The organism is Dyella sp. SG562, from assembly GCF_011759495.1.
Classification (GTDB): domain Bacteria; phylum Pseudomonadota; class Gammaproteobacteria; order Xanthomonadales; family Rhodanobacteraceae; genus Dyella_D; species Dyella_D marensis.
The window spans coordinates 23635-38096 of the sequence record NZ_JAAOYS010000020.1 but is presented as its reverse complement, the minus strand read 5'-3'; the positions used below and the strand labels follow the sequence as shown (position 1 = coordinate 38096).

Sequence of the window (14462 nt, the reverse complement as noted above, 5' to 3'; positions counted from 1 at the left end):
TCTCGATGGATTGAACGGCTACGCTCACTACCGCCAGCTGTGCTGGATCAGATGCGGGTGGTGGCGTGAAGAACGTGGGGATACCTCAGGGCCGGTGGTAGTTAAGTACAGGCCATTTCTAGCGGAAGCCCTAACTGGTTCCGGACCTTACTCCGGCCGAAAGGATCGCGGTTGCTAATTAGGGATGAAGCTATGTCGAGCACGGCAGTATTGGGGCGCGAGTTCGATGATTCACTTCGAACTGATCTTAAGACTGTTCTGAGTGAGCTCGGAGCGACCTTTGGTCCGGTAAGGTGGGGAGTTGGCGGATCCCAGCAAGTAGAAAGCATGTCGGTACAAGTGCGAGGTCAGTCATTGCTCGTTGAAGCAGAGACCTATGTTGGCCTTTCGATCACGGGGCCTGAGGAATTGGTCGCTGAAGTCGAGAATATGATCAAAGCTAAACGAACGTAACGGTATTCTGCTTTACGCAGATCACCGCGAAGACGCTAACGTTGAATGTCGAGAAGCTGGCAATCTCGACTGATCGTCCAGGGAGATAGACGTGATCAAGAACTTCGACATGGCCAAACAGATCAGCGACCTCATGATCGCCATCTCGCAGCAGATCAACGACAGCATCTTCGACGTCCAGGAGTGCTGCTCCGACGAGGAATTCAGAACCTACCGGCTGGCTGCGGCGAAAGTGATGGGGGAGGCTTATCTTGAAGTGCTGACGCCCATTTACCTCGAGCATCCATCTCTTGAGCCAGAGGGGCTGCGCCGCAAGTAATGCCCGTGATCGGGCGAGAAGTGGCTCCCGCCCGCACCCTTACGCATACCACGCAAGGAACATATCCACCGCGGATTCGGCCACGCGCTTGCGCTCCTTCGGCTTTAGCGGTGGCTGGCCCAGGGTGATCTGCGGCCAGAAGGCGAAGGTCTTCACCATGCCTTGCAATTGGTGCGCGGCGAAATCCGGGTCGCTGATCTTCAGGCGCCCGTCCTTGGCGGCGGCGCGCAACCACACCGTAAGTCCTTCCTCGCGCTCATTCATCCTCGCCACCATCGCCTGCGCCCGCTCCGGCGAATGAATCGCCGCAGCAATCGCCACGCGCGCCAGCGAGACGAACGCCTCGCCGTGCAGCAGGCGCATCTTGTGGCCCACCAGTTCCAGCAGCTGGTCGCGTAGCGGGAGGTTGGGGCGGTAGACCAGCTCTTCGCCCTCCCGGCTCGCCTCCCACAGCTGGTGCATGATCTCGATGAACAGCACTTCCTTGCTGGGAAAGTGGTTGTAGACCGTGCGCTTGGAGACTTCGGCGCGGGCGGCGATGCGGTCCATGCTGGTGGCTTCGTAGCCGGCGGAGCGGAACTCGTCGATGGCGGCCTCCAGGATGGCGGCGCGCTTGAGGTCGGTGAGGCGGATGGGGCGGGTCGGGGTCGGCATGCCCGGATTTTACACTGATGGGTTTACATTTGCCTCGCGAAGAAATTACACTGCTCGGTGTAGTTTCCTCCCCCGTCCCCCTGAACCCGGGAAATCCCTATGAAGATCGTGCTGGGCCTGCTCGCCCTCGCCATCATCCTGGCCACGCTGGCCAGCCGCCGTGCGCGTGCCGCTCTGGGCGGCTACGAGGTCTCGCCGCAGCGCGGCGGCGACCGTTTCCGCAACCCGCGTCCGCGCCCGCCGGAAGGCCTGGGCAAGATGCTGCGGATCATCTGGAACATGATGCTGTACAAGCCCAAGGACGCGGTGCCGGACATGCCGCTGCCGGTGCAGCGCCTCACCCGCGCGCAGCTGGAAGCCGCGCCGGACCGCAGCCTGTATCGCCTGGGCCATTCCACCCTGCTGCTGAAACTGCGCGGCGGTTTCTGGATCACCGATCCGGTGTTCGCCGAACGCGCCTCGCCGTTCTCGTGGATGGGCCCGAAGCGTTTCCACGCGCCCCCGATCGCGCTGCAGGACCTGCCGCCGCTGCGCGGCGTGGTGCTCTCGCACGATCATTACGACCATCTCGACCGCGGCACCATCGAATTCCTCGCCGACCGCGCCGAGGTGTTCCTCACCCCGCTCGGCGTGGGCGACCGCCTGGTGTCCTGGGGCGTGGATGCGGGCAAGGTCCGCCAGCTCGACTGGTGGCAGGAAACCGAAGTGGACGGAATGCGCTTCGTCGCCACGCCGGCCCAGCATTTCTCCGGCCGCGGCCTGTTCGACGGCGACAAGACGCTATGGGCCTCGTGGGCTGTCATCGACGGCGACCTGCGCGTGTTCTTCAGCGGCGACACCGGCTATTTCGACGGCTTCAAGGCGATCGGCGAGCGCCTCGGCCCGTTCGACGTCACCTTTATCGAAACCGGCGCCTACGACGCGCAATGGCCCTACGTGCACATGCAGCCGGCCGACTCGGTGCAGGCGCACCTGGACCTGCGCGGCCGCTGGATGATGCCGATTCACAACGGCACTTTCGACCTGGCCATGCACCGCTGGCAGGACCCGTTCGAGCAGGTGACGGCGCTGGCCGCCGAACGCGGCGTTGCCTTGTCGACTCCGCGCATGGGCGAGCGCCTGGACCTGGCCGCACCGCACGCGGGCGAACGCTGGTGGCGTTTGTTCGAAGCGCCCGCCAAGCGTCCCGCGCCGCTGCTGTCCGCGGCGGGCCACGACGCACGCTGAGCGTTCAGCAGGCGACGGCGCGCTCGTTCAGTGCGTCGTCGTCTTCGCGATGGAACACATCGCCGCCGTCGGGAAACTCCAGCACCATCCGCGGCGCGCGCTGCATCCACCTGGCCGTTTCCTGCTGCACGCCAAGCACTCCGGCCATGGCGCGCCGGTCCACCGCGCGGCTGCGCCGGCGCCGGTCGACATGGGCGAAGCGCAGGTAGTTGTAGGACGACCAGGCCAGCATCACCACCGCGCACAGCGCCGCCAGCAACAGCAGCCTGGCCAGGTCCTGCCCGCCGTGGCCGTGCTCGCGCACCACCATCTCGACGTAGCCCAGGCGCACGCCCAGCGCCCACGCCAGCAGGGTCGCCAGCGGCAGCCACAGCGAGATCCACGCCATCCATGCCATCAGCGTGGCGGTGGTGAACAGCAGGCGGCGCGCGGGGTGCTGGCGCTCGGGGCGGTGGATCACGATCGCTTCGGCTTTCATCGTATGCCTCGGTCGGGGCTGACCCATACCGCGCGCGTGCCCTTGCGCTTGAGCAGCGCCTTCGGCAGGGCCGCCACGGTGGTGGCGGTGCTCAGCAGCCAGTAGGTCAGCGGATACCAGATCATCCAGTAGTAATTGCGGCCCACGCGTGTTTCGTAGCGGCGGTCGATCAGCGTGCTGATGCCGAACTGCAGCAGGCACACGATGCCCAGCACCACGCCATGCCACTGCGGCAGCAGGCTGGCGATATGCAGGGCCGCCGGCAGCGCGACGAACTTGCCCAGCAGCCACAGCGACACGATGGCCAGCATCACGTAGGCCCACACCAGGCTCAGCAGGTATTCCAGCGCCACCGGCCACATGCGGCGGCGGCGCCAGCGCAGCAGTTCCGGCAGGTAGCGCAGGGTCACTTCCACGCCGCCCTGCGCCCAGCGCAGGCGCTGCTTCCACAGGCCGCGCAGGGTTTCCGGCATCAGGATCCAGCACAGCGCATTCGGCTCGTAGCGGATGTCCCAGTGGCGCATCTGCAGGCGCCAGCTGATGTCGATGTCCTCGGTCACCATGTCGGTGTTCCAGTAGCCGACGTCGTGCAGCGCGCTGCGGCGGAAACAGGCGATCACGCCGGACACGGTGAACACGCGGCCATACACGCGTTGCGCGCGCTTGATCAGCCCGATGATCGAAGAGAACTCGCCCACCTGCAGCTTGCCCAGCAAGGTGGAGCGGTTGCGGATGCGCGGATTGCCGGTGACCGCGCCCACCCGCGGGCTGCTCACCATATGGCTGACCAGCCAGTGCGTGGCGTAGTCGTCCAGCAGCGCATCGCCATCCACGCAGACCAGGAAATCGCCGCGCGCCGCCATCGCCGCCATGCGCAGGCCCATCGCCTTGCCCTGGTTGCTGGCGAAATGGATCACCCGCAGCCGCGGATACTGCTTCTGCAGTTCGTCGAGCTGGGCGCCGGTGTCGTCGGTGGAGCCGTCGTTGACCGCGATAATCTCGAAGTGCGGATAACGCTGCGCATCGAGGTGGGCGATGGTCTCGCGCACCTGTTCGCCTTCGTTATGGCAGGGCACGATCAGGGTGACGAAGGGTGCGTGCGGCAGCGCGGGCGGTTCCACGCGCAGCGGTTCGCCGCGTTCCCAGCGCAGGTAATAGATCAGCCCGCCGCTCATCCACACGAAGGACATCAGCAGCGGGTAGTAGAAGGCGTAGTCCAGCAGGACGTCCATGATCTCGCGCATGCCGCCTCACGGTTCCCGGTAGGGATGTTCGGCCGCGGAGATATATGGCCGGATCGCTTCCAGCGCGGGCCGGCCGGCGACGAAGTCGTCCGGGTAGTAGCCGAGGTGGCGCGCGCCCTGCGCCTGCAGCAGGCGCAGCCGCGCACCCAGCACGTCGGCAGGCACCGGCTTGCCGCCGGTGCGCCAGTCGGCGGTGGCCAGCTCGAATACGGTGCGGTCCATGCCGCGCGGCTGCGCGGCGACGGCGGCGGCCAGGCGCTTGAACCAGGCGTCGGTGGCCGGTTCCTGGTCGAGCTGCGGCATGGCCATCAGCGCGGTGTAGTCGTAGGCGGCGTTGAAGGCGGCCAGGCTTTGCGCGAACCAGGCTTCGGAGGCCGGTTGCAGCACGGGGCGCGCGTAGAGATTGCGCGCGGTCTTCAGCTGCGCGCGCCATTGCCGCGCGCGGTCGGCCAGTTCGCGGGTGAAGCCGATCAGGTATTGCGTGCGCTGCGCCGGCGTGTCCGATGCGAGCGGGCCGAGCGCATCGGTGTCGCGCAGGTAGGCGTCGTCGGAGAACAGCAGGCCGGTCATGCCGCCGTGCATGGCGAGGTCTTCGTAGACGTCGCCGATCAATGCGCGCACGCGCGGATCCCACGGCGCCAGGCGATAGTGATCGCCATCCTTGCCGCGGCCCAGCGCCGGCAAGTCATTCGCCTGCGGAAAACGGAACGCCAGCACCGGCATCCATGCATACACCTCCACCTCGCAGCGCGTGCGCAGCTGCCAGGCCACGCGGGCGAACAGGTCGGCGCGCATGGGCAGGTGGCGGTTGGGGAAGTACACGGCGTCGGCCACGCCATCGCCATCCGGATCGGCGTACGCCTGCAGCCACACCTGGGAAGGCTTGAGCCGGCGGATACGGTCGAGCAGGGCGGAGAGGTTCTTTTCCTGCTGCGCGGGATCGGCGTCGTAGACATAGTCCAGGTCCACCTGCACCACGCGCTGCGCATCGATCGCACGCTGGCGGTAGATCAGCGCAGCCAGGCCCTGCACGCCAATGTCGTCGGAGACCAGCAGGCGCGGGATATTGCGCCCTTCCGCCAGCTGCACCGGCTCGTCGTCCAGGCTGAGCGAGACATCCATGCCCAGCGCGGCCGCTTCGCCCTGCGCGATGCGGTTGTATGCGCCATACGGCCATACGATGGCCCGCGGGTGCCGGCCGGTGTGCTGGGCGATCTCGTCGGCGCTGTGCGCCAGGTCGGCGCGGATGCGTGCGCGGTAAGCCTCGGGGCTTTCGTAGCCGCTCTTCGGGTCGTAGGCCAGGCTGATCGCCGCCGGCATCAGGTTGCCCTGCGGATTGGCGAGCACGCCCTGGTGCAGGTCGTCGGTATGCGAGGCGATTTCCACCAGGCCGGAGGCGCGCATTTCCCGCACCTGCGCCCAGCTGACGAAGCATTCGCGCCCGCAGCTCTCGCCGTTGTAGTCGAAGCGCTTGCCCTCCGGCAGATCCATCCAGGAGTTCTCCACGGCAAACAGCGCGGGGTAGCCATAGGCGCGCAGCAGCGGGAAAACGCGGGTGTAGAAGCTGATCAGGCCATCGTCGAAGGTGAGCAGCACGGCCTTCGGCGGCAGCGCGCGTTCGCCGCGGCGCGCGGCGATCACGTCGTCCAGGCTCACCATGCGGAAACCGTTGGCGCGCAGCCATTCGAAGTGCGCGATCAAGTGGTCGGTGCTGATCGCCGTGCTGTCGCGGCGGCCGGCGTCGCGGATATCGTCGCGCACGTCGTGGTAGTTCAAGACGATGAGCGGCGGCAACGGCGCGCGTGCGGGCACGGGGCCGGACACCGCGGCAAGGCGGTCCACAGCGCCGGCCGCGGGTGCGGCCAGGGCGAGCAGCAGAAGCAGGGCGTGGCGCCAGCGCGGCATGGTCATTCGCCCCAATGCACGGTGAGGTCGAGCATCACGCGGTTGTCGCGCTTGCCGTCATAAGGCTGGCTGTTCCAGCCGATGCCCCAGCCGAAGGCAAGGCCGCCGCGCGGCGCCCAGCGCTGGCCGTAGTGCGCGCTCGCCATCCAGCCGCTGCCGTAGCGGCATTCGTCGTAGCTGCCGAAGGACAGCTCCAGCCGATGGCTCCAGCTGCGCTCGTAGCGCTGGTAGAGCAGGTTTTCCAGGCGCCCGGTGAGCGCGGCCCAGCGCGCGCACGAGGGGCTGTAATAGGGCACGTCGCTGCGCGAGTTGCGCGTGGCGCCGGCCTGCAGTCCGCCGTCCACGGTGAACCACGCCGCGGTGTAGGCGCGCTGCGTCCACGCCGCTTCCCAGCCGTAGCGCCGGTTGCCATCGCTGTAGCGGTCGGCGTTGGCGCTGAGCTTGATCGCGCTCAGCTCGCTGGCGCGCCATTGCGCCGACGCGTCGAGCGCATGCGCGGCGATGCCGTAGTAGTGCGCGCGCAGCGGCACGTCGGCGTCGCCGGTGTTGCTCCAGTCCAGCGCATAGGTCCAGTGATCGTCCGGCAGCCAGCGCAGGCCGGCTTCCACCGCGGTGCGGCGAGTGGCGCCGCCCACGGCGGGCAGCAGCTGCACATAGGCTTCCAGCCCGCGCGCATAGCCGCGCAGGCCGACACCGAGGCGTTCGCGCTGCGCGTGGCCTTCCGGCAGGTTGGCAAAGGCCAGGCGGGTGATGCCGTAGAGGCGCCAGCGGTCGTCGAGCAGCGGGCTTTGCAGGGTGGCCTGGGTTTCGTGGTCGGCATCGCCGAAGTTGGGCGAGCCGCCGCGGCCGCGATCGTGTTCCAGGTCGAACTGCCAGCCGCGCTGGCGATCCCAGGCCTGGCGGGCCATTTGCACCTGCGGTTCGCGCGGCACCACGGCTTCCAGTTCGCGCATGGCCGGTTCCACGCGCGGGAAGTCGTTCAAATCGCGCCAGCCTTCGATGGCGCCGAGGCGGATCGAGGTGTCGTCCGGGTCCAGGCCCGCCGCGCCCATCAGCGTGTTTTCCGCGCGGCGCGGCCAGCCGCGCGCGCGTTCCACGTCGGCCAGCTGGTTCCACACCGGCGCGTTGGCCGGGCCTTCCGCGCGCAGCGTGTGCAGGCGCTGCCAGGCTTCGCGATAGAGCCAGGTTTCCTGGCGTACCAGGGCGGCGGCCAGATCGGCCTCGGTCTTGTGCGGATTGGCGCGCGGTCGCAGGGAACCGGGCGAAGGCAGCCACGCCGGTTCCCTGGCGGCGACGCCGTCGATCCACTGCCGCGCCTGGCGATGGCGGCCGGCTTCGAGATAAGCATGGGCGAGGCCGATACGCGGATCGGCTTCATCTTCGGAATACGGGCCGGAGTGCGCCTGCGCCGCCGCTTCGTAGAGCGGAATGGCCTGCTCCGGCTGGCGCTGCTGCAGCAGGGCATCGGCGACCGGCGCGTCGGCGTAGGCCGGCAGCGCGCCGCCGCGGCGGCTCAGCGTGCGATAGGCGTCGACGGCTTCGGCACTGCGCGAGGCGCGTGCCAGGGCGATCATGCGGTCGGCCGCGGCGATCGCATCGTCGGCGGGCGACTCGCCGCGCACGCTCAGCGCGCGGTCGGCTTCCACATAGGGATGGCGCGTGTCGGCAGGCAGTGCCTGCGCCCAGCGCGCCTGGTGCGCGGCAGCGTCGGCTTGGAGCCGGGCCAGTTCGGCGGCGGGCAGCGGGGTGGACAACTGCTGCGCCAGTTCCAGCGCGCGGCCGGCGGCGCCGAGTTCGGCCAGCAGCGCGATGCGCAGGCGCTGCGCGTCCGCATCGGCGGGCCAGCGCAGCAGCAGGTCTTCGCAGGCGGCCAGCGCCTCGAGGCGATGGCCGGCTTCGTGCTGCGAGCGTGCGCGCGACAGCAGCTCGTCGCGCGCATTGGCCGGGCTTGCATGCAGGGAGGCGCCGCCGAGCGCGAAAGCCAGCGTAGCCAGCGCCGCGCACCCCGCGCCGCGGCCGGTCCTGGCTGGCGCGGAACGGTCGCGTTGTCGGGGCGGTACTGGATACATGGCTGCGCTGCTGCTGTGGCGCTCGTCGGACGGCGCCGGCCGGTGGCCTTGGGGACGCATTCGCGTCATGCGCGGGTCGAGCGGCATCGAAAAGTTTCCAGACAGGCCGCGCCGGGGTAGAGCGCGGCCTGCCTCCGACACAGGGTCGACGCATGACGTCCGTGGCATGCGGGAAGGCATCTGGCGAGCCGTGTCGTCTGCCCTGGACCACCGTAGCGGTCGTGGGCCGGTCGCCGGTGAGGAAGAGTTTTCCCGGATCGGTACCCCGGCGGAATCAGAAAAGTCCTAGGCAACGAACATCGCAAAGAGCAGGCATTTCAGAGAAATCCCATGGATGCCGCGCTGGCGTGCGTGCTGCAATTTTCATGCAGCCGCGGATTGCGCCGCGCCTGGTCCGCATGGTCCTCAACAAGGTGCCCGTCATGAACTTTCCCAACACGTACCAAGCCCCTGCATTGACCCGCAAGAACCAGCGCAACCTGATCCGCGTCGCCCTGCTCGACGACCACGAATTCATCCTCAAGGGCCTGGTCTCGCACCTGCGCCAGGTCAGCGCGGTCACCGTGGTGGGCAGCCACCAGTGCAGCCGCACCTTGCGCACCATGCTGGCCGAGATTCCGGTGGACGTGGTGCTGCTGGACTACGCGCTGGGCCAGGACGACCTCGACGGCATGGCCCTGGTCAAGGCGCTGCGCTCGCGCTATCCGGAGCTGCGCATCCTGGTGGTGTCGGGGCACTGCCAGCGGGTCACCGTGAACATGCTGCTGCGCGAAGGCGCCAACGGCTTCTTCGCCAAGCACCAGCCGGCCGCGGAGATGGCCGACGCCATCGCCCGCGTGGTGGCCGGCGAAACCTATCTGCCGCCGTTCCTGGCCAAGGCGCTGCCGACGCGCCGGCAATCGCCGCTGTCGCCGCGCGAGTGGGAGGTGGTGCGCTGTTTCCTGGACGGCATGTCGGTGAGCCAGATCGCCATCAAGTTCAATCGCAGCCTGAAGACCATCAGCACGCAGAAGTCCACCGCCTACAAGAAGCTGGGCATTTTGAGCGATGCGGAGCTGTTCAAGATGCGCGAACACGTGCTGCAGGCGCGCAATGCGGCGTAGAGCGTCGTCCGCCGCCACCTACGCGATGGGGCGCTGCGATGCGCTGGCCGTGGCGCGCGCCTGCGTGCAGGCGCAGGCACGCCGGCTGCGCAAGATGGGTATCGATGCCGGCATCGAGCTGCCCTGCGGCGCCTTGCCCTGGCTGAGCCTCGACGAGCCCCGCCTGCGCCAGCTGCTGGATCTGGCGCTGGAAGGCGTCGCCCTGCGCGCGGGCGCGGGCAGCGTCCAGCTCGCGCTGTGGCGCGGGACGTCGCACGAGGGGGCGTTCCGGCTGCGCGTGGAGGCCTATGCGGACGATCCGGCGGCGGGTTCTTCATTCGAGCTCGATGTCGCCGGCAGCGAGGCGACCGAGGCGCCCGTACCGCCCGTGGGGCGGGAGCGCGCGCTGCTGGTCGAGGATCATCCCGCGCGCCGCCGCATCCTGGCCGCGCAGTTCGCCCGGCTGGGCGTGGCGTGCGATACGGCGGCGGACGCATCGGTCGCCGGCGCCTCCATCGCCGGGCACTACGGGCTGGTGTGGCTGGGCGGCGCGGCCGCGGTCGACCGCGTGGCGCTGGTCACCTCGCTGCGCCTGCTGGAGCGCAAGGACGGCCATGCGCCGGCGCGCATCGCCGGCTTGCGCAACGTCGCCGTATCGCCCGCACCGGCGCCGGCGGATATCGATGCCTGGGTCGAGTGGCCCTGGTCGCTGGACGAACTGCAGCGGTTCTGCACGGGCACGCCGCCGCAGGAGAACGAAGCCGTCGCCGTGTTCTTCCGCGAAGGCCTGCGCGATGCGGCGGCGATCCGCGCCGCGCTGGCGGCGGCGGACTGGCCGGCGGTGGTGCGCCATGCGCATCGCATCAAGGGCGGCACCGTGGTGCTGGGCGAGCACGACGTCTGCGCGCTGGCCGCGCGGATCGAGTCCGCCGCGCGCCGCACCGTGCCGGACCCCATACGGCTGCAGCGCCTGCTGTCGGTGCTGGAAGACGCGCTGCGCTGCGCGTCGATCTGACGGTTTCCCGGCCTAGCCGTTCCTGCCGGCGGCGACCATGGCCGGCAGGCGCCGGCGCGCCACCGCGCCGATGCCGGCGATCAGCAGGCGCGACAGCACGGCCATGTCCGGCGGCAGCTGGCGGCGGCGCACGTCCAGCAGCAGGGCGATGCGCCACTGGTCGCTGTCGTTCCATACCTCGTGCGGGAAGGTGTCGTCCCACAGCATGGCGTCGCCCTCGCCGATGCGGTAATCGCGGTCGGCCAGCCGCAGCACCGCGGCCGGCTGGCCGTCTTCGCGCACCGGCACCGACAGGCCCAGCTGGTAGCGCAGCACGCCCTTGAACGGTCCGCGGTGCCGCGGGATGTGCTTGTGCGGGGCCAGGAACGAAAGCGTCGCCGAGAGCACGTCCGGCGAGGTGCGTACCAGTTCGCCCAGGAGGGGGCAGGCGGCCATGTGTTCGTCCACGTCGTTGCCGTAGACCTTGAGCAGGTACATGCGCCAGTCGTGGCCGTCGTTGTCGGAGATGGCGCGCTGCTCGGCCATCAGCTCGTGGAAGCGCGGCACTGCCTGCAGGTGCGTGGTGAGCGCCAGCGCCTCGTCGCGCAGCGCCATCCAGGCGTCGGTGAAGCGCTGGCCGTCGGGAAAGCGTTCGGCCAGGTCGAGTACCGGCGGGGTGCCGACGCGGGCGTCGTAGAGTGCGCGCAGCGCTTGCGACGAGAGGTCGTACAGGCGGCTCATGGCGGCGATGGTTTCCGTGCCCTTGGAACGTGCAGCAATACTCGTCCAAAGGTGACTGCATCGTAACGCCGTGGCGCAGCAGGAAAGCAGCAGGAAAGTGCGGAGCGGCCGGCCTGGCCGCCCCGCACACCCGGGCTCAGCGGCCCAGGTCGGACAGGAAACGCTTGGTGTACTGCAGCGGCGACGTGCTCGGCACCGAATTACAGGTGGGCGAGGCATAGCCGGCATTGGCGCAGGGCGTGTCGCGGTCCAGCGACCAGAAATGCAGGCCGGCCAGGCCGTTGCTCACCGCATAGCTCACCACCGTGTCGGTATTGGCCAGGGTGAAGGTCTCGGCGGTGTTGTCGTTCAAGCCGATCATCGGGGTCAGCTCGATCTTGCTCAGTGGAATGCCATAGGTGTGCTGCAGGTTCCTGGCAGCCTGGATCGCCGACTGCCCCATGTCGCACACGCCATTGCTCACCACGCAGATCGACGGGCCGGCGGCGCCGTAGTCCATCACCATCAGGTTGATGGTGTAGTTGGTCAGCGACGGATTCGCCTTGACCGCGCGCACCACCATGTCGCCCAGGCTGTTGACGCCGCCGTAGCTGCCGTCGGACGCGGCCAGGGTGGCCAGGGTGAAGGAGAAGCGCAGGCTCGGATGCAGCGACTGGCCATAGGCCGCCGCGGCCACCAGCGCATTGATCTGCGCCTGCGACTGTCCGCCTTCGATGTCGAAATCCACGCCCAGCATCTGCGGCGTGTAGTAGCGCGCCAGGAAGTTGGCCATGCCGGAGGTGCTGCCGCAGGTGAAGCTGCCCGCCGCGCCGCCGGTGGAAACCACGTACGGCAGGCCCGCATTGGAGAGCGCCGCGACGTTGACGCTGGCGAAGGTGGCGCCGGGAATGCCGCCCCAGCTTTCGCTGCCGCATTCGCCGGTGGCGAAGGCCAGGGTGATCGCGCTGAGGTTATGCACGTAGTTGGAATACAGGCTGCCGCTGCCGACCACGGGGATCGCCGTTCCGGTCGCCGCGGCGGTCTGCATGGTGTTGGTGTTCCAGTTGAGATTGATGGTGACGTCCTTGTACGGGCTGTACAGCAGGTTGGCGCCGGTGCCCGGGGGCGGGGGAGGCGTGCCGCCACCACCACCGCCGCCGCCACCGCCACCGCCACCGCCACCGCCACCGCCTCCACCCGAGCCGCCGCAGGCGCCCTGCGACGTCCACGGCTGGCCGCTGCCGGCGCCGCCGTTGTTGGTGGCCGGGTCGTTGCCCTGCGTCCACCAGTTGGCCTTGTAGTTCACGCCGTTCTCGCTGGCGACGTCGCCGCCGACGTAGACGGTACCGGCGCTCCACGCCGCCGCGCAGGCGGGCAGCGATTGCGCGATGGCATTCGATACCGGCGCGGCGCTGAGCAGGCAGGCATAGGCGAGGGCGCTGGCGGTGCTTCCGAGGACCGCCGACAACGTGCGCGATCCCACGTGTTGCTTGGCATGCATAAGACGTTCTCCTCTCTTTGATGGCGCGGCGTAGTGATTGGCCAGGGCGCCGCCGGGCCGGTGTCCCCGAGGGAAGGACGCCGGCCTTGTCCCGTCGCTTGCGGGCCGCTGCGCGTGCTTGGGCAGTCGGCATGCGCCCTGGTACTGACAACGTTGTCTTCTGTTGTCCCGGCAAACTGTGAACCTGGGCGGGAAATGCGCTTCTGCGGCGCAGCACGCGAAATCCTGCGCATGGCCGCGAACGCGGGCGGAACGCGCATGGCGTGACGATCAAGTGAAATTTGACAACGTTATCAGCCAGCGTGCCAGGCGGCCGCAAGAACCGGCGGAGGGATGTACTACCATCGCGGTCCTCCCCACGACGCGAGCGGACGACCATGAAGTTCCTGGTGATGATCTATTGCGACGACAGCATGCTGGCCGAGCTGCCGGACGGGCAGTTCGACACGATGATGCGCGGTTGCCTGGACAAGGCCGACGACTTGAAGCGCAAGGGCATCCTGCTCGACAGCCAGAAGCTGGAAGCGCCCAGGCAGTCGCGCACCATGCGCATCCGCCAGGGCAACACCACCATCGTGGATGGCCCGTTCGCGGAGACCAAGGAATACCTCGGCGGCTTCAACCTGATCGAAGCGAGGGACATGGACGAAGCGATCGAGATCGCCAAGTCCTTCCCCTGGGCCAGCATTGGCAGCATCGAAGTGCGCCCGGTGGCCAGCCTGGAAGCGGAGCGCGAGCGCGTCAGCGTCGCCGCTTGAGCGCGGATGCGAAAACGCCCACCCGCCGGTGCACGGCGGGTGGGCGTTTTGTTTTGGCGCGTCGGCTTATTTTTTCTTCGAGGCGATTTCCGACTCCACCACCATGTCCAGCACATAAGCGGTGGAAGGCGCATCGGCCGGCGGGTTCTTGAGGGTGAAGCGCTTGACGCGCAGCACGTTGCGGATGCCCGGCTCGTGCGTATAGCCCTCGATGTCCTGGTATAGCGGCTGCCATTCGCCGGTGCTCTGCACGACGCCGTTCTGGCCGTACTTGCGCTCGCGCACCTGCAGGCACTGCTTGTTGGGAATCAGCGGATGGCTGCAGGGCTTGGTTTCGGCGGCCACTTCGAGGAACACCGTTTCGCCTGCGCTGCCGTAGCGTGTCTCCGCGGTGGGTTCGCCGGTGAAGACCAGGGTGTCGCCGTTGTCCGCGGCCAGGCTCAGCTTCGGCGCGTCGCCTTCGCTCTGCACGCTCACCCGCGGCTGCTGCTGCAGGCGCTGCGAGATGGCGCCGTCGAGAGCGGCCAGCGCCTTGTCCCTGCACGCCATCATGGTCTGCGCCATGGCGCCGAGCTTCAGCCGGCCGCTTTCCACTTCGAAATGGCCGCCCAGGCGGTTGCAGGCGTTGCTGACGCTGAGCCGGTCGCGCACGAAATCCAGCTGCAGCGGCCGGTCGGGGCGCGCAAACAGCGCGTCGATGCGCTTGCCGTCGGCCGCGCTGGCGGCGCTGAGGCGCCAGTGATAGCGGGCGAGGATGCCGGCATCGAAGGTCGATGCCGTGGTGGCGATGGCAGGTGCGGGTGTGGCAGCGGATGCCGACGCGGCGGGGCTGGCGTGATTGGACGGCGTCTGCGAGCAGGCGGCCAGGGCCAGCGGGAGCAGGGCGAGCAGCAGGGGACGGTGGTTCATGGCTTCTCCTTATCGACCGTCGTTCAACGCGGGCAGCGGCACCATGGGGTTGGCGCACGGCGGCGCATGCGTCCGCGTGTCCGGCGCATATGCCATAGCCGGCGTTGCGCTTTCGTCATGACGGAGGCTTCACGCCGCCTGCGCTCCCT

At 68.5% G+C, this 14462-nt stretch carries 13 protein-coding genes; 5 read left to right on the top strand and 8 right to left on the bottom strand.

Features of this window, described 5'->3' with window-relative positions:
• The first annotated feature begins 544 nt into the window (after positions 1-544).
• A complete protein-coding gene (locus FHW84_RS22470) occupies positions 545-772 on the top strand; it encodes a hypothetical protein (protein ID WP_167258634.1) in 228 nt (75 codons plus the stop codon).
• 39 nt (positions 773-811) lie between these two features.
• On the opposite strand, the gene FHW84_RS22465 is transcribed toward FHW84_RS22470, so the two are convergent.
• Positions 812-1426 (bottom strand): TetR/AcrR family transcriptional regulator, encoded by a 615-nt coding sequence (locus FHW84_RS22465; RefSeq protein ID WP_167258632.1) that lies wholly within the window; start codon positions 1424-1426, stop codon positions 812-814.
• Between the two features lie 99 nt (positions 1427-1525).
• Here FHW84_RS22465 and FHW84_RS22460 point away from each other — a divergent pair, with 99 nt between their 5' ends.
• Positions 1526-2653 (top strand): MBL fold metallo-hydrolase, encoded by a 1128-nt coding sequence (locus FHW84_RS22460; RefSeq protein WP_167258630.1) that lies wholly within the window; start codon positions 1526-1528, stop codon positions 2651-2653.
• Between the two features lie 4 nt (positions 2654-2657).
• Here the strand turns inward: FHW84_RS22460 and pgaD are convergent, their stop codons facing one another.
• From pgaD to pgaA, 4 genes are read right to left on the bottom strand one after another with little or no spacing between them, the layout of a single operon-like run.
• A complete protein-coding gene (gene pgaD / locus FHW84_RS22455; protein ID WP_167258627.1) occupies positions 2658-3131 on the bottom strand; it encodes a poly-beta-1,6-N-acetyl-D-glucosamine biosynthesis protein PgaD in 474 nt (157 codons plus the stop codon).
• Positions 3128-4375, bottom strand: coding sequence for a poly-beta-1,6-N-acetyl-D-glucosamine synthase (gene pgaC, locus FHW84_RS22450; protein WP_167258625.1), 1248 nt, complete (start codon positions 4373-4375; stop codon positions 3128-3130). Before pgaC ends, pgaD begins: the two co-directional genes overlap by 4 nt.
• 6 nt (positions 4376-4381) lie before the next feature.
• Positions 4382-6286, bottom strand: coding sequence for a poly-beta-1,6-N-acetyl-D-glucosamine N-deacetylase PgaB (pgaB, locus tag FHW84_RS22445; protein WP_243868254.1), 1905 nt, complete (start codon positions 6284-6286; stop codon positions 4382-4384).
• Positions 6283-8409: a poly-beta-1,6 N-acetyl-D-glucosamine export porin PgaA gene (gene pgaA, locus FHW84_RS22440; protein ID WP_167258623.1), complete on the bottom strand. Its 2127-nt coding sequence runs from the start codon at positions 8407-8409 to the stop codon at positions 6283-6285. The genes pgaB and pgaA overlap by 4 nt, the downstream gene beginning before the upstream one ends.
• A 362-nt stretch (positions 8410-8771) precedes the next feature.
• On the opposite strand from pgaA, the gene FHW84_RS22435 reads away from it, so the two are divergent.
• Both FHW84_RS22435 and FHW84_RS22430 read left to right on the top strand, forming a co-directional pair.
• Positions 8772-9452 carry a response regulator transcription factor gene (locus FHW84_RS22435; protein ID WP_208399927.1) on the top strand — a complete coding sequence of 227 codons (681 nt, stop codon included), beginning with the start codon at positions 8772-8774 and terminating at the stop codon, positions 9450-9452.
• Positions 9442-10446 (top strand): Hpt domain-containing protein, encoded by a 1005-nt coding sequence (locus tag FHW84_RS22430; RefSeq protein WP_167258621.1) that lies wholly within the window; start codon positions 9442-9444, stop codon positions 10444-10446. Before FHW84_RS22435 ends, FHW84_RS22430 begins: the two co-directional genes overlap by 11 nt.
• Positions 10447-10458: 12 nt before the next feature.
• Here the strand turns inward: FHW84_RS22430 and FHW84_RS22425 are convergent, their stop codons facing one another.
• Both FHW84_RS22425 and FHW84_RS22420 read right to left on the bottom strand, forming a co-directional pair.
• Positions 10459-11166, bottom strand: coding sequence for an aspartyl/asparaginyl beta-hydroxylase domain-containing protein (locus FHW84_RS22425; RefSeq protein WP_167258619.1), 708 nt, complete (start codon positions 11164-11166; stop codon positions 10459-10461).
• Positions 11167-11302: 136 nt separating this feature from the next.
• Positions 11303-12646, bottom strand: coding sequence for a carbohydrate-binding protein (locus FHW84_RS22420; RefSeq protein WP_167258617.1), 1344 nt, complete (start codon positions 12644-12646; stop codon positions 11303-11305).
• Positions 12647-13023: 377 nt separating this feature from the next.
• Between FHW84_RS22420 and FHW84_RS22415 the strand changes: the two genes are divergently transcribed.
• A complete protein-coding gene (locus FHW84_RS22415; RefSeq protein WP_167258615.1) occupies positions 13024-13404 on the top strand; it encodes a YciI family protein in 381 nt (126 codons plus the stop codon).
• 66 nt (positions 13405-13470) lie between these two features.
• Here FHW84_RS22415 and FHW84_RS22410 read toward each other — a convergent pair whose 3' ends face one another.
• Positions 13471-14313, bottom strand: coding sequence for an META and DUF4377 domain-containing protein (locus tag FHW84_RS22410; RefSeq protein ID WP_167258613.1), 843 nt, complete (start codon positions 14311-14313; stop codon positions 13471-13473).
• Positions 14314-14462: the final 149 nt, after the last annotated feature.

What these genes read in the sequence shown, in the direction of transcription:
- FHW84_RS22465 (WP_167258632.1), bottom strand. Translation starts at nt 1,426, where the DNA reads ATGCCGACCCCGACCCGCCCCATCCGCCTCACCGACCTCAAGCGCGCC.
- FHW84_RS22460 (WP_167258630.1), top strand. Translation starts at nt 1,526, where the DNA reads ATGAAGATCGTGCTGGGCCTGCTCGCCCTCGCCATCATCCTGGCCACG.
- pgaD (WP_167258627.1), bottom strand. Translation starts at nt 3,131, where the DNA reads ATGAAAGCCGAAGCGATCGTGATCCACCGCCCCGAGCGCCAGCACCCC.
- pgaC (WP_167258625.1), bottom strand. Translation starts at nt 4,375, where the DNA reads ATGCGCGAGATCATGGACGTCCTGCTGGACTACGCCTTCTACTACCCG.
- pgaB (WP_243868254.1), bottom strand. Translation starts at nt 6,286, where the DNA reads ATGACCATGCCGCGCTGGCGCCACGCCCTGCTTCTGCTGCTCGCCCTG.
- pgaA (WP_167258623.1), bottom strand. Translation starts at nt 8,409, where the DNA reads ATGCGTCCCCAAGGCCACCGGCCGGCGCCGTCCGACGAGCGCCACAGC.
- FHW84_RS22435 (WP_208399927.1), top strand. Translation starts at nt 8,772, where the DNA reads ATGAACTTTCCCAACACGTACCAAGCCCCTGCATTGACCCGCAAGAAC.
- FHW84_RS22430 (WP_167258621.1), top strand. Translation starts at nt 9,442, where the DNA reads ATGCGGCGTAGAGCGTCGTCCGCCGCCACCTACGCGATGGGGCGCTGC.
- FHW84_RS22425 (WP_167258619.1), bottom strand. Translation starts at nt 11,166, where the DNA reads ATGAGCCGCCTGTACGACCTCTCGTCGCAAGCGCTGCGCGCACTCTAC.
- FHW84_RS22420 (WP_167258617.1), bottom strand. Translation starts at nt 12,646, where the DNA reads ATGCATGCCAAGCAACACGTGGGATCGCGCACGTTGTCGGCGGTCCTC.
- FHW84_RS22415 (WP_167258615.1), top strand. Translation starts at nt 13,024, where the DNA reads ATGAAGTTCCTGGTGATGATCTATTGCGACGACAGCATGCTGGCCGAG.
- FHW84_RS22410 (WP_167258613.1), bottom strand. Translation starts at nt 14,313, where the DNA reads ATGAACCACCGTCCCCTGCTGCTCGCCCTGCTCCCGCTGGCCCTGGCC.